This is a genomic window from Nonomuraea sp. NPDC003707, from assembly GCF_053587055.1.
Genome location: NZ_JBSFNK010000019.1, coordinates 103,552 through 116,978, shown reverse-complemented (window position 1 = coordinate 116,978; position 13,427 = coordinate 103,552). Strand labels below are relative to the sequence as shown.

The window sequence follows — 13,427 nt, the reverse complement described above, 5'->3', positions numbered from 1 at the left end:
ATGAGCGGCATTGGCATCAGGTGCAAATTCTGAAAGAGATAACTCGACATTTCGTCATTAAGCGACCTAACATGGCGGCCATCCAAGGTGCCGCGTCTGCCGGACAGGTGGCGGGATGAGTGCCGCAGGCGCCTGGAGGTGGCATCGGCCCTGGAACCCGTACCGGATGCGCTGGTCCACGGCGACCTGGGCGGCGCCAACGTGCACTGGGGCCGGGACGGCAGGTTGGTCGGCGTCCTCGACTGGGACCAGGCCCATCTGTTCGACCCCGCCGTCGACGCGGCCCTGATGGCCTGGCACGGCTGGGACACGATCAGGCTGGCTGTGGACCCCGAGACCTACCGGCGCGCCCGCGCCTACGACGCCCCGTTCGGGGTCGGGCATCTCGTCGGGATCCTTGACGGCCGTCCGCTGGTGAACGTCGACGGGTACGTGCGCAGCATCGTCGCCTGGCTCGAGACGCCATCCTAACGTTCTGTTATTTTGCGGTCACCATAGAGTCTCTTGGTACGGTGAGTACGTACAAGTGACCCAAGGAGAATTCAAGTGCCGGCCGGATCCGACCCCCGCGCGTTGTACGAACGCGTCGCGGACACCCTGCGCACGTCGATAGAGCGAGGCGAACTGGCGCCAGGAGACACGGTGCCGCCAGAGCAGGAATTGGCAGAGAGACATGGTGTGTCGCGTCAGACGGTGCGACAGGCGTTGCAGCAGCTCACCAACGAGGGGCTGCTCAGCAGCGGGCGGGGCCGCGGCCGTACCGTGCGCTCGCAGGCGCGCCTGCGCTGGCACCTGTCCCACTTCGAGCACCGGGGAGGCCACAGTGCCGACGCGGACGCGTGGGCGACCGAGGTCCAGGACCAAGGCCGCGTCCCCCTGCAGGAGGTGAGCGTCGGCCTGGAGATCCCGCCGAAAGCGGTCGCCGAGCGCCTCAACCTCGATGCCGAGAGGGACATCGTGATGGTCCGGCGCAGAGTGCGGTACGTGGACGACGTTCCCTTCCAGGTGGCCGACAGCTACTTCCCGGAAGACCTGGCCAGGGGGACGGCGCTGATGCAGCCGAAGAGCGTGAGCGCCCCCGGTGGCCTGCTCGCGTCCATCGGTCACCCTCAGCAGCGGCTGGTGGACGAGATCCAGGTCCGGATGCCCACCAAGGACGAGTCCGCCCGGCTGGGGCTGCCTGCGGGCACGCCGGTGGCCGAGCACATGCGTACCGGCTACGACGCCGAAGGCCGGCCGGTGCGGGTGATGGTCACGGTCGCACCGGGAGACCGGCACACGCTCGTCTACGAACTCGATGCTTCATGACCGTGGCCGAGGCCGTGGACCTTTTCCACAGCGACCCCATGACGCAGCCGCTGACCTACCCGGGACACACCCCCACCACCTCCGGCGTGCTGGTGGACGACACGTACCTGCAGCTGCGCTTAGAGGAGGCCGCCCCGGCGGACGACTGGCAGGCCGGAGCCGAGACGCTGGGCGAGCTCCTGGCGCGGCTCGACCGCTCCCCGATGTCGGAGCGCCATCCGGTCGTCGCCGTGGGCTCCAATGCCTCGCCCGGTCAGATGCGCCGCAAGTTCGCCGGCCATGGGATCCCGCCGGTCATCCCCATGACACTCGCCGAGGTGGACGGCATCGCTCCGGGCTTCTCCGCGCACGTCAACCGGTGGGGTTACGTGCCGGCCGTGCCGGTGGAGGCCCCGGGCGAGACCTCGCGGCTCTTCGTGCTCTGGCTCGACGAACGCGAGCTGGCCGCGCTCGACCTCACCGAACCGAACTACTGGCGTCGCAGCCTGCCCGCCGAGCGCCATCCCGTGACGCTCGAATCCGGAGCTCTGCTCCCGCACTGCTTCGTCTACGTCGGCCGGCACGGGTGCCTGGTGGACGAGACCGGTGAGGCCAGACGGCTCGCGGATCAGCGGGCGCTCATCCAGTGCCTTCTGGACGAGTCCCCTGAGCTGCGTCGTCTGTGCGGGAGCACGGCTGAGGAGTTCGTCGCGTCCGTACGGGACGAGGCGCTCCGTGACACGATCTACCGGCTCTTCCCGACGGAGCGACGCACGATGTCCCAGCCCGGCCTGGTGGACCTGCCGTCACGTTAGCCGGCCCCCGATGACCAGTGCAGGAGTCCCGTCGCTGCGTTTGCTCGCCGCCACGGTCTAAGGTTGCGCCGTGCTCGCCAAACCCCCCGGATGGCCATTACTGACGGCGTTTTCCCTCGCGGCTCTGGTAGCCCTGTGGTGGGCCAGCGCTCCCTACGTATACGTCGAGTTCAGGCTTTGGGTGTTCTTCGTCGGCGGCGCGCTTGCCCTCGTCTGGACCGTACGTGCCGTCGTCGCGCTCATCGGCGATGCCGATGCGATCCGGGACCGCAAGCTCCGCTGGTTCATGCCGTGGCTCATCGTCTGCGGCGTTGTTGTGGCCGTGGCTCTCGATGCGCCGTTCCGGGTGCGGTTCGCGTTGTCGGAGCCCGCGTTGATCGCCCATGCCCAGGCCGTGGCCCGGAGCGGCACCGTCTCGTGGGAGTGCCATCAAGTGGGCCTCTACCCCACCTGCTGGTCGGAGGCGACGCCCGGCGGTGGAGCGAGGTTCACCGTCGATGACCCGGGGGTGCGCACGTCCGCCGGTTTCATCTGGAGTCCAGCGGGCCAAATGCCCGACGGCGATGTGGAGCAGTTCGATCCGATCTCCGGCCCCTGGTACGCCTACTCGGGATGGGACAAGTGGTGACTGGCCCGGCACGCCGGCCGCCCCGACCCCTCGCAATCGTCTGCAACGACAAGTCCCGCGCTGGCAGGCCCACCAGATCGCGCTGCCCGCCCGTCGCGTCTCATCGGTTTCGGTCTGATCAGCCATAAGCAGATTTATTGGCTGCTGGTGGGCTATGCCTCCTACTGTGTCGCCGTGAAAACAACGCTGATCACAGGTGGCGCGAGTGGCATCGGGTTCGCGCTCGCCAAGCGGCTGGTCGCCGACGGGCAGGCGGTTGCCGTCACCGGCCGCGACGAGGCCAAGCTCGCCCAGGTGCCCGGCGTGTTACGCCTGCCGGGCGACGCCACCGACTATGACGCCGTACGGGATGCCGTGACGGCGACCGTCAAGGAGTACGGCAGGCTCGACCACGTCGTCGCCAACGCCGGCTTCTCCACCCACGGCCCGCTCACCGAGACCGACCCGGACCGGCTGCGCGACATGGTCCTCACCAACGTGCTCGGCCCCGCCCTGCTCGTGAAGGCCGCGTTGCCCGCGCTGCGCGAGACCCGCGGCCGGATCGTGCTGGTCGGCAGCGTCGCCGGGTTCATCCACTCGCCGGGCAACATGTACTCGGTGACGAAGTGGGCGGTGACCGCGCTCGCCGAGAACACCCGCATGCTCGTGACCGGCGACGGCGTCGGCGTGACGCTGATCGCGCCCGGCCGGGTGGACACCTCGTTCTGGCCGGACGGCCGTCCCGCCGGGCCGCTGCTCAGCGCGGACAACATCGCCGACGCCATCGCCTGGGCGCTGGCCCAGCCCGAAGGCGTGGACGTGAACACGGTCGTCGTGCGCCCCACCGGCCAGCCCACCTGACGCCCGCAGGCTGGCCGGGCTGAGCGCGACGGCGTGTTCGCCATGGCCATGACGCTGCTGGGCCTGGAGTTGCACGCGCCGGTGGTCGAGGCCGTGCATCACCAGGCCCCGTCTGGGAGAGCGGCGCCCTCGACGCGGAGCACGGACTGTGGCAGGCGCTGGTGCTGCTCGCCTACTTCATGAGCTTCCTGAGCCTCGGCAGCTCGGCGAGTACATCAACTGCAGCTTCTTGTGCAGTACCCATTAGGGCAGGCCGGAGAGGTCATCGCCGAACGACATGTGCTCGGTGACAATGCCAAAAACGTACAGCAGAGAGCGCAGGGAGTCATCGGCAAAGATGCGACGAGTACAGATGACCTTTCGGACCTGGTCCGGTGACACGACGTTTCCTGTAGCGGCGTTGATCCAGACAGTTATTTGGCGGTGGAGATCAGCGTCTTGAACATGGGGGACTTCGGGTAGTGGAGCGTCGTATGCCTCGGCGTGGTGGCCATTGAGATACAGCTCCCAGTGAGTCCGGCCGTCGACCGCCCCCATCACGTGCGCAAAGTCGCTGTCCAATACAAAGGCCAACAGCGCGTGCCCGCTCGTCTTCGCCAAGATGGCTTCGGGATCCCCGACCGCCAGAATCTCCGTCTCGGCGACCGACCATCCTGGGGCAACCGCTCCCTCCCATCGATCCGGACCCCAGGAATCGCCGGCAGGGAGGATCCTCTCGGCGTCACTCGATGCCTGGCAGGCGAGGTAAGCGGCCCAGGTGCCCACGGAATCCCCCAACGTCGAAGATGTGCACAGGCTAGCGAGCGTGGTGCTCGGATGGCGGTCGTCACTGAGATCGCCCGGCCAACCATTTCGGCTGGCATGCTGTCGATGAGGAATGCCTCGCCGACAGAGCGGAAAGAGGGAATGGTCCTTGAGCATCAAGATGGGCGGCAGAACTCGACGCGCACTGCATCGCTCTCTCCTGACACTTGGCGCAGTCGCCATCGCTTTGGGCGTAGGAGGGTCGCTCTTCAACTTATCCTTGGACAGAATCGTAGAACAGGGAAACAAATCAAGGGAGCATTGCGTCGCCGCGGCGAAGAAGGATAACGAAGCCTTACTGAGGGCCACCCGCGACCTATTTCCGAAGAACAGTGTCAGCAACGTATACGACTCCGATTCGTGCGACTCCGCAGAGGGCGGCCGGGTCGGTCTTGACGTATTCTCCGACACCAAGAAAGAAGCCCTCAAAGGTTTTTACGCGGCAGGATGGTCCGAGGTTCCCCCAGGGGATCAGGCGTGCGAGGGCTGGGAGTGCTTCGCCGGGGCCATGAAGTCCGTCGACGGGCGAGTGATGTATGTCCTTCTGACCCGCCAGTACCAGAACAAGATCGAAGCCACACTCGTCTACTGGTGAGAACGAACCCCGCCAAAGGAGCATCACCCATATGTCGCTGGATTCGACGGTCGAGCAGCGCATCGCCCAGGCGCTGACGGACAATGCCGGCGTGTTGGACCTCAGGAATCTACGGCTCGAACGGGTTCCGGAGTCCGTGAGGGAGCTGACCGGCATCACTCAGCTGCTCTTACCCTTCAATCAGATCGCGGAAGTCCCGGATTGGCTGGGAGAGCTGCGCTCCTTGCGCGAGCTCAACCTGACCGGAAACCGGCTCCGCGACCTTCCTGACCCACTCGCGAGCCTCGCCTCCCTGCGAGAGCTCAGTCTGGCCGGGAACGCCTTCGCATCCGTCCCGCCCTGCCTGCGGAGCTTCGGCTCGCTCAACGTGCTCGACCTGAGCGACAACCACATCACCCTGGTTCCCGAATGGCTCGGCGAGTATCCGTCACTCACGCTTCTCGACCTCCACGGGAACCTCCTGGAAAGCCTCCCGGCCTCCCTCGGCGACCTGTCGTCGCTGACGCGCCTGGACGTCGCGGACAACGAGCTGGGGGAACTGCCGGAAAGCCTGGCGGGCCTGACTTCGCTGGAGGAGTTGGACGCCTCCGGCAACAACCTGGACGGGGTCCCGGCATGGGCGCTGCACCTGGTCGGGGAGGACTGGGACGAGGACGACGAAGAGGAGGACTAGGGAGCGGCGACTCGCCAGGCGAGCACGCGGCCGTAGTGGGACTGGCCGTACACGTGCAGGCTCCCGCGGATGATCGTCGCCGCGACGGAGCGGACCGGGCGGGCGAACGCGCCCAGGACGGCCAGGCGGCGCTGGGAGGCGGCGTCCCAGAGGGTCACCGTGCCGTCCTCGGTCCCGGACACCAGCAGGACCCGGTCCCCGTGCTCGGCCAGGCTCAGGCAGGTGACGGTCGAGGTGTGCGATATCCACTCGCGGCGTTCCCAGGCGGTGGTGTCCCACAGGTGCACGTACCTGCCGCTGGCGACGGCGAGCACGTCGCGGTCGGCGATCCGGCCCATGGCCAGCCCCTCGCCGGTGTCGTCCACGTCGAGCACCTGGAGATGGCGGCCGGTCAGCGGATCCCAGAGATCCACCTCGTTGTCACGCCGGGTGGCCAGCACCGGCTGGTCCCCGGCCCTGCCGAAGGCGCTCTCGCTCAGCGCGAACCCCCACCTGGGCAGCCTGGCCACGCACTCCTGCGTGACCGGGTCCCACACCTCGGCCCCGGCTGCGAGCAGCACGCGGCCGTCAACTTCGCCGAAGGCGAGAGCGGTGGGTGAGGCGTGGCCGCTGGTGCCGAAGGTGACCCGGCCGCCCGTGGCGTCGTCCTTCCGCGCGATCCCGCGGGTCTTGCTCAGCGGGTGCCACAGCATGGTGCCGTACGCGGCGCAGCCGCTGCTCGCGAGGTACGGCCGACCGGCCGCGTTCCCGGCCGCGAGCCCTCGGCAGCAGTGGTCGTACGGCGAGAGGTCGCAGTCGTGGCCGCGGCCGCTCTGGCGGCAGCCCACCGAGCCGATCTTCTCTCCGCTCACCGCGTCCAAGACAAGCACGGTGTCACTGTGCGTGCCGACGGCCAGGGCGGGCGCGCCCTGCGCCGTGGTGAACAGCGCCAGCCCCGACCCGCCGTAGCCGATCCGCCGGTGCCGGTGCGGCGTCTGCGCGTCCCAGAGCTGCACCGTCCCGTCGAGCCCGGCCGTGGCCAGGCAGAGGCCGCCCTCCAGGCTCCCGAACGCGGCCGCCGTGATCAGGCGGGTGTCCGCGTCCAGATGGACGTCCGTCCCGTCGCCCGCGTACGTGATCACGGCCTTCGCGGGCCGTTCCCACGCCCGGCCGGTGTCGGTGTGGTTCGCCACGAGCATCACGTTCTGCCTGGCGTGGGTCGTCATGGCCACCGGACCCTGGTCGCGGTCGAACCCCCGGCCGCGGGCCTGGTCGCCGAGGTTCTCCAGTTTCAGGTAGACCGACTCGCGGCTCTGCACCGTGTAGTCCGGCGGGTGTTCGATCCGAACCACCACGCCGATCTCGGGCCGCCCGTTCCACATACCCACGAGCAGGGGCGGAGCGAACCCGTCGTTCTCCAGGTCCGGCCAGACATCGTTCAGTCCGGCGGTGCCCAATCGCTCGCCGCTGGCCGGGTCCCACACGTACAGCGTGTCGTAGCCCAGGGAGGCCAGCACCGTACGCTCGCCCAGCTTCGCCACCGCGAGGTCGAGCACCGTTTCGTCCCACTCCGCACGCAGCTCGCGTACGAGCTCGCCGGTGACCGGGTCCAGTAGGTCGACGCGCCCGTCATGGTCGGCGGCCAGGATCTCGTCATCGTCGTACCCGATCGCCACGGCGAGCAGCACCCGCCCGCTCTCGGCGGCGACGAAGGCCAGGGCCGACGGGTGGCCCGCGGTCGTCTCGCGGGCGAACCCGCGCGCTCCGGTGAGCGGGTCCCACGTACGGATGGTGCCGTCGTGATCGCCACCGGCCAGCACCGGGCTGCCGTTCACCACGCCGAACGCCAGGGCGCGGACGCTCGCCGTAAGGCCCTCCAGGTCCGGCCCCGACTGGTCGAACGCGTCGCGCAGCCGCACCACGTGGTCGTCGCCGCCACTGGCCACGAACGTACGCCCCCCGAACTCGCCCACCGCCACCGCCCGGACCGGGCCGTCATGCCGGGCCGGGCATACGTGGAAGGCCGTGGGCCGCTCGCCGGTCTCCCACGCCAGGGCCCACGTCCCCGGCCCTGCCGCGGCCAATGCCGCCAGGGCCTCCGGCTCCTCGGCCGCGGCGGTCGCGCGCAGGAACTCGAGCCGTTCGGAGCCGGGGAGAGCGAGGAGGCGCGGGAGAGCCCGGCGGCAAGCGCGGAGGACGGCCGGTGGCCATGGCCCGCGGAGCGCGCCGCGCAGGAGCTCCGCCTCGTGCAGTGCGGTGAGATCGAGCGGCATCGGGCGCTGTTCCTCTCCTCGCGCTCGGTCAGAACCTAGTGATCGTGATCACTGAGGCGCGGCGCGCTTCGCCAAATCGTGATCTGGCCGGCCGGGAGCGAAGGAGATATTCTAAGATTCCTTAGAACATAAGAAGGAGTGGACATGTCTTACCCCGAGCCCCGATACCTGGCAGAGTCCGGCGAGCACAGTGGTGTCCTGCGCACGGCGGACACCCCGCCCGACCTGTCGATGGCCAGCGGCACGCAGGTGCACTACCTCGGCACGGGCGGCTCGACGAACGGCGCGTTCGGCCTGTACCGATGGGAGATGGGCCCGCGCCCGTCCGGTCCCGGGGCGCACTTCCACCGCACGATGACCGAGTCGTTCTACGTGTTGTCCGGCACCATCAGGCTCTTCAACGGCGAGAAGTGGGCCGAGGGGAAGCCCGGCGACTTCCTGTACGTGCCCGAGGGCGGCGTGCACGCCTTCCGTAACGAATCGGGCGAGCCGGCCTCCATGTTGATCCTCTTCACCCCGGGCGCGCCTCGCGAGGCGTACTTCGAGGAGCTCGCCGACATCTCCAACACCGGCCGCGAGCTCGGCCCCGAGGAGTGGACCGAGCTGTACCTGCGTCACGACCAGTACATGGTCTGATGTCCGAGTCCCCGGAGGAGCCGATCTACCAGCAGCTGGCCCGCATCGGCAAGGCCCTGGCCAGCCCGGTGCGGCTGCGCCTGCTGGACGTGCTCGGCCAGCGCGAGCACACGGTCGAGGAGCTGGCCCAGGCGGCGGGGGTGGCGCTCAAGAACACCTCCGCCCAGCTCCAGCAGCTGCGGGCCGTCCATCTGGTGACCAGCAGGAAGGACGGCCAGCGGGTCTACTACCGGCTGGCGGACGAGCGGGTGTCGCGGTTCCTGGCGGAGTTGCGGGGGTTCGCGGAGGGGCGGCTGGCCGAGCTGCGCGACGCCGTACGGACCCGGCTCGGGCCCCTTGAGGGGGTGACCGCCGACGAGCTGGCCTCCCGCCTGGCCGACCCCGGCACGCTGGTCGTGGACGTGCGCCCGGCCGCCGACTACGCGGCCGGGCACGTGCCGGGGGCGATCTCCCTGCCCATGGCCGAGCTGCGCGAACGCCTGGACGAGCTGCCCAGGGAGAGGGAGATCGTGGCGTACTGCGGCGGGCCGTACTGCGCGGTGTCCTCGGAGGCCGTACGCGTCCTGAGCGAGCACGGCTACGCGGCCCGCGCCCTCGACGGCGGCTATCCCGGCTGGCAATGGCGGTGAGGCGTGGTGAGCGTGCGGTGAGCACGCGGTGAGGCGGTGCCGCCAGGGTTGAGCCATCGCCGGATCCGCACCGAGGACCGGCCGCTGGCAAGGAGCAGAAGATGGGCGTTCTGGCGGGCAAGACGGCGCTGGTCACGGGCGGGTCGCGAGGCATCGGGCGGGCGGTGGCGCTGCGGCTGGCCGCCGAGGGCGCTCTGATCGCCGTCCACTACGGCGGGAACGACGTGGCCGCCAAGGAGACCGTGGGCCGGATCGAGGAGGCGGGCGGCCAGGCGTTCGCCGTCCGCGCCCGGTTCGGCGAGGCGGGCGCGGTGGACGAGCTGTTCGAGGGGCTGGCCGCCGGGCTCGCGGGACGAGGGCTGGACGTCCTGGTCAACAACGCGGGTATCGGCCCGGCCAAGCCGATCTCGCAGACCACCCCGGAGGAGCTGGACCGGGTGCTGGCGATCAACGTCAGCACGCCGTTCTTCGTGATCCAGCGCGCGCTGCCGCTGCTGAACGACGGCGGCCGCATCATCAACATGGGCTCGACGGCCAGCCGCTTCGCGGTCACCACGCAGATCGGCTACACCATCAGCAAGGCGGCGCTCGCGTCGATGGCCCCGACCCTGGCCAACGAGCTCGGCAGGCGCGGGATCACGGTGAACACGGTCGCCCCCGGCGCGGTGCGGACCGACATGACCGCGGGCTACACCTCGATCCCCGAGGTGGTTGCCGGGCTGGAGTCGATCACGGCGCTCGGGCGGCTCGGCGAGCCGGAGGACGTCGCCGACGTCGTCGGCTTCCTGGCGGGGCCGCAGGGCCGGTGGGTGACCGGCCAGACCATCGACGTGTCCGGCGGCACGTACCTCGGCCCTCTCACCTGACCTGGCGTTTCAACCACTCGAGTTCTCATGAGCCAGAACATCACGCCCCCGCTGGGCCGCCGCTACGAGGTCGGAGGCAGGCAGCTGTTCCTCGACCGCGGCGGCACCGGCTGGAGCGGCCCCACCCGGCTGCCGCGCACCGCCGACGAGCTGTACGACCTGCTGCGGGTCGCCGGCGTTCCGGGGCCGTACGTGCTGGTGGGGCATTCCCTGGGCGGGCTGCACGCGCGCCGCTGCGCCCAGCTCCACCCCGACGAGGTGGCCGGGCTGGTCGCCCTGGACATCCTTTACGAGGAGTGGGACGCCTACGTGCCCGAGCCGTTCCGGCTCACGCAGGCGCAGGCGCTCGACGAGACCGTCACCGAGATCCCGGCCGAGCTGGTCGAAGGCGCGCGGGCCCTGCTCAACGGCATGTTCGCGAGCTGGCCTGCGGACATCCGCGAGGCCCTCGTCGCCCGGCATCTGGACCCCGCCGCGTTCGCCGACGGCATGCGGGAGCGCGCGAACCTCGCCGACCTGGCCGCCTCGGTCTCCCGCGGCGAGAACCGCGTGCTGGAGAACGCCTCGCACAGCTGGATCCACATCGAAGGGGCCGACGTCGTCCTGAAGGGCATCCAGGACCTGATCGAGAAGGTCTGAACCGTCACTGCGCCTCGTGCGGCAGCTCCTCCGGACGTCCGTGTAATCGCCCGAGGATCACGGGGGCACGACGGAGGTCCGCCCGCATCAGGCGGTGCCGGCGGCGGGCACCGCACACGTACCCCCAGGCGCAGCCCACGAGCGCCACGGCGGTGAACGCGGCCAGCCGGAGCAGGTCGTCGGTTCCGAAGGCCAATTGGCCTTGGGGATGCGCCAGAAAGCCCGTTGCGAAACACCACGACATCGCGCCCGTCGCCAGTGCGGCGAAATAACGCCGCACCCAGGCGCCGAACACGCCGACCGCCACCGCCATGACGATGATGCGTGCCGTGGCCTCGGAGAAAGCCAGCGCGGCGACGACGCAAGCGCCGACCGCCCACACGAACCCGGCCGGAAGCAGCATCTCCACAGGACGCCCGCGCATCGACCATCCTTTCTGTGGGAGCAATTTCATAAAACCCGCCCGGGCCCGCGGGGGCGATATCTTCTACGGCATTACTTCGCACACGCCACGGCCGTTGACGCGTTATTCACGCGGTGCGGCGGCCGGTCGGGAGCGCGGCGAGGAGCAGTCGTGGCTGCCCGCCGTGGTGTCCTGGGCGGGGGCGCGCGGCGTGGTCCCGCTGGCCGCCAGGCTGTCCATCCCGCTAGCCGACGCGGCCGCCTCCCCCACCGTGCTCGAACGCGTGCGCCACTCCCTGCACATCCGCATGGAGCCGGAGCGACTGAAGCCGCCGCCTATGGTCAGCCCACGTGGACGCGCGGCCGCAGCTCCGGGTCCGACTCGGCCTGGCGCAGCACCTCCCTGGTCACCGGCGGCACGTCGCCGCCGCCGAAGACCAGGTACCGCAGCATCGCCACGGCCGGATTGCCCTCGGTCCAGTGGAAGTAGATGTGCGGCACGGAGCCGGTCCGGTTGCGCAGATGCAGCAGCAGCGCGGCCAGCGCGTTCGGCACCGCGGAGGTCTCGACCGACAGGATCTTGTGGCCGTACCGCTCCTCCCCCTTGACGTGCAGCTCCGACTCGAACTCGGAGGCGTCCGGCACCGTCGCCTCCACGAACAGGACGGGCTCCGCGGGACGCAGCCGGTGGGTGACCCACGCCTCGCGCAACTTGTCGTTGTACTCGGCCTGGTCCCGCTCGTGCGGCTCGTTGGCGATCACGTGGATCTCGCCGCACGCCGCCTCGTTGACGAACTGCTCGGCCAGCGGGTCCAGGTGGACCGCCGTGACCCGCAGCTCGGTGGAGCGGGTGGCGCGGGAGATCAGCGAGAGGCCGACGATGCTCGCGATGAAGAACGAAGCGATCTTGACGCCGTCCGGCCGCTCGAAGACGTTGTCGATCAGGGTGTAGGCCAGGACGAACGAGATGAGCGCGAACCCGGCCATGGCCTTGTGCTGGCCCTGCTTCCCGGCCGACAGCGTCACCGCGACCGCGGCCGAGAGCATGAGTACGAGCACGCCGGTGGCGTACGCGCCGCCCTGGGCGTCCACGTCGGCGTCGAAGATGATCGTGATGGCGAACGCGATGACCGAGAACACCAGCACCAGCGGCCGGATCGCGCCCGTCCACTCCGGCGCCATGCCGTACCGGGGCAGGTAACGCGGCACCAGGTTGATCAGCCCGGCCATCGCCGAGGCCCCGGCGAACCACAGGATCGCGATCGTGGAGATGTCGTACACGGTGCCGAACCAGTTGCCCAGATATTCGTGCGCCAGATAGGCCAGCGCCCGGCCGTTCGCCTTGCCGCCGGGCTCGAACTCCTGGTGCGGGATGAGCACGGTGGTGACGAAGCTGGAGAAGATCAGGAAGACGCTCATGATCAGCGCGGCGGTGGTGAGCATCCGCCTGGTGCCCTTGATCCGCTCCTGGATCTCGCCCTTGACCACCGGCATCACCGCGACACCGGTCTCGAACCCGGACAGGCCCAGCGCCAGCTTCGGCATGACCACGAGAGACAGGCCGATCATGGCCAGCGGGCTGGAGAAGTCCAGGCTCAGCGCGCGTTTCCAGTCGACGACCACCTGAGGGGCCTCCAGCACGTGCACGATGGCCGTCGCGACCACGACCGCGTTCAGCGCCAGGTAGACGAAGACGAGCACCACGGCGATGCCGATCGCCTCGGTGAAGCCCATCAGGAACACGCCGCCGAGCAGGGCCAGCAGCACGAGCGTCACGATGACCCGCTCCCCGGCCAGGAAGCCCGGCACGAACGGGTTCTCCAGGATGTGGGCGGTCGCGTCCGCCGCCGACAACGTCATCGTGATCACGAAGTCGGTGGCCGCGAAGCCGAGCAGGACCAGCACGAACAGCTTGCCCCACCACTGCGGCGCCAGCTTCTCCAGCATCGCGATCGAGCCCTGCCCGTACGGGCTCTCGACCGCGACCCGGCGGTAGACCGGCAGCGCGCCCAGCAACGTGAGCGCCACCAGGAACAACGTGGCCAGCGGCGAGAGCAGCCCGGCCGCCAGCGCCGCGATGCCCGGCTGGTAGCCCAGCGTGGAGAAGTAGTCCACGCCGGTCAGGCACATCACCCGCCACCACGAGTGCTTCACATGAGGACCGTGCTCGATCTGCTTCCGGTCGGTCTGCAAACCCTCCAGCAACCAGGAACGCAGCGTCCCTTCCGTGGGGGCCGGCTTTTTCGCCAGCACCATAACGGTCACCCCTCCGAAATGGCCGCATAAATATGCATCGCACACTATCCAGGCCAAAGAGGTGATTAGCCTGGTCAGGGCGTCAAGAAAACGTATAAATCGGAG

15 protein-coding genes are annotated in these 13,427 nt (G+C 69.3%); 11 read left to right on the top strand and 4 right to left on the bottom strand.

What is annotated here, in order from left to right; translation table 11 throughout:
* Positions 1–87: 87 nt before the first annotated feature.
* From ACWDRB_RS39165 to ACWDRB_RS39145, 5 genes are all read left to right on the top strand, one after another.
* Positions 88–471, top strand: coding sequence for a phosphotransferase family protein (locus tag ACWDRB_RS39165; RefSeq protein ID WP_449902505.1), 384 nt, complete (start codon positions 88–90; stop codon positions 469–471).
* 75 nt (positions 472–546) lie between these two features.
* Positions 547–1,308, top strand: coding sequence for a GntR family transcriptional regulator (locus tag ACWDRB_RS39160; protein WP_449902502.1), 762 nt, complete (start codon positions 547–549; stop codon positions 1,306–1,308).
* Positions 1,305–2,102 carry a hypothetical protein gene (locus ACWDRB_RS39155; RefSeq protein ID WP_449902500.1) on the top strand — a complete coding sequence of 266 codons (798 nt, stop codon included), beginning with the start codon at positions 1,305–1,307 and terminating at the stop codon, positions 2,100–2,102. Before ACWDRB_RS39160 ends, ACWDRB_RS39155 begins: the two co-directional genes overlap by 4 nt.
* 70 nt (positions 2,103–2,172) lie before the next feature.
* Positions 2,173–2,730: a hypothetical protein gene (locus ACWDRB_RS39150; protein ID WP_350732693.1), complete on the top strand. Its 558-nt coding sequence runs from the start codon at positions 2,173–2,175 to the stop codon at positions 2,728–2,730.
* Positions 2,731–2,904: 174 nt separating this feature from the next.
* The gene (locus ACWDRB_RS39145; RefSeq protein ID WP_449902498.1) at positions 2,905–3,570 is read left to right on the top strand and encodes an SDR family oxidoreductase; all 666 of its coding nucleotides are present in this window, start codon (positions 2,905–2,907) and stop codon (positions 3,568–3,570) included.
* A 243-nt stretch (positions 3,571–3,813) separates the two neighbouring features.
* Here the strand turns inward: ACWDRB_RS39145 and ACWDRB_RS39140 are convergent, their stop codons facing one another.
* Positions 3,814–4,335 (bottom strand): hypothetical protein, encoded by a 522-nt coding sequence (locus ACWDRB_RS39140; protein ID WP_449902495.1) that lies wholly within the window; start codon positions 4,333–4,335, stop codon positions 3,814–3,816.
* Positions 4,336–4,483: 148 nt separating this feature from the next.
* On the opposite strand from ACWDRB_RS39140, the gene ACWDRB_RS39135 reads away from it, so the two are divergent.
* Complete coding sequence (locus tag ACWDRB_RS39135) at positions 4,484–4,969, top strand: hypothetical protein (protein WP_449902493.1); 486 nt, start codon at positions 4,484–4,486, stop codon at positions 4,967–4,969.
* Positions 4,970–5,000: 31 nt separating this feature from the next.
* Entirely contained in the window at positions 5,001–5,642 is a 642-nt protein-coding gene (locus ACWDRB_RS39130) for a leucine-rich repeat domain-containing protein (RefSeq protein WP_449902490.1), read from the top strand.
* On the opposite strand, the gene ACWDRB_RS39125 is transcribed toward ACWDRB_RS39130, so the two are convergent.
* Positions 5,639–7,894 carry a WD40 repeat domain-containing protein gene (locus ACWDRB_RS39125; protein WP_449902488.1) on the bottom strand — a complete coding sequence of 752 codons (2,256 nt, stop codon included), beginning with the start codon at positions 7,892–7,894 and terminating at the stop codon, positions 5,639–5,641. The genes ACWDRB_RS39130 and ACWDRB_RS39125 overlap by 4 nt on opposite strands.
* 144 nt (positions 7,895–8,038) lie before the next feature.
* On the opposite strand from ACWDRB_RS39125, the gene ACWDRB_RS39120 reads away from it, so the two are divergent.
* The 4 genes from ACWDRB_RS39120 to ACWDRB_RS39105 all read left to right on the top strand — a co-directional run bounded on the left by ACWDRB_RS39120 (position 8,039) and on the right by ACWDRB_RS39105 (position 10,664).
* The gene (locus ACWDRB_RS39120; protein WP_350732684.1) at positions 8,039–8,530 is read left to right on the top strand and encodes a cupin domain-containing protein; all 492 of its coding nucleotides are present in this window, start codon (positions 8,039–8,041) and stop codon (positions 8,528–8,530) included.
* Positions 8,530–9,159 carry an ArsR/SmtB family transcription factor gene (locus ACWDRB_RS39115; RefSeq protein WP_449902485.1) on the top strand — a complete coding sequence of 210 codons (630 nt, stop codon included), beginning with the start codon at positions 8,530–8,532 and terminating at the stop codon, positions 9,157–9,159. The genes ACWDRB_RS39120 and ACWDRB_RS39115 overlap by 1 nt, the downstream gene beginning before the upstream one ends.
* Positions 9,160–9,260: 101 nt before the next feature.
* A complete protein-coding gene (locus tag ACWDRB_RS39110) occupies positions 9,261–10,025 on the top strand; it encodes an SDR family NAD(P)-dependent oxidoreductase (protein ID WP_449902483.1) in 765 nt (254 codons plus the stop codon).
* Positions 10,026–10,052: 27 nt separating this feature from the next.
* The gene (locus tag ACWDRB_RS39105) at positions 10,053–10,664 is read left to right on the top strand and encodes an alpha/beta fold hydrolase (RefSeq protein ID WP_449902481.1); all 612 of its coding nucleotides are present in this window, start codon (positions 10,053–10,055) and stop codon (positions 10,662–10,664) included.
* Positions 10,665–10,668: 4 nt separating this feature from the next.
* Here ACWDRB_RS39105 and ACWDRB_RS39100 read toward each other — a convergent pair whose 3' ends face one another.
* A complete protein-coding gene (locus ACWDRB_RS39100; RefSeq protein WP_355202770.1) occupies positions 10,669–11,088 on the bottom strand; it encodes a hypothetical protein in 420 nt (139 codons plus the stop codon).
* Positions 11,089–11,408: 320 nt separating this feature from the next.
* A complete protein-coding gene (locus ACWDRB_RS39095; RefSeq protein WP_449902478.1) occupies positions 11,409–13,322 on the bottom strand; it encodes an amino acid transporter in 1,914 nt (637 codons plus the stop codon).
* Positions 13,323–13,427 lie beyond the last annotated feature (105 nt).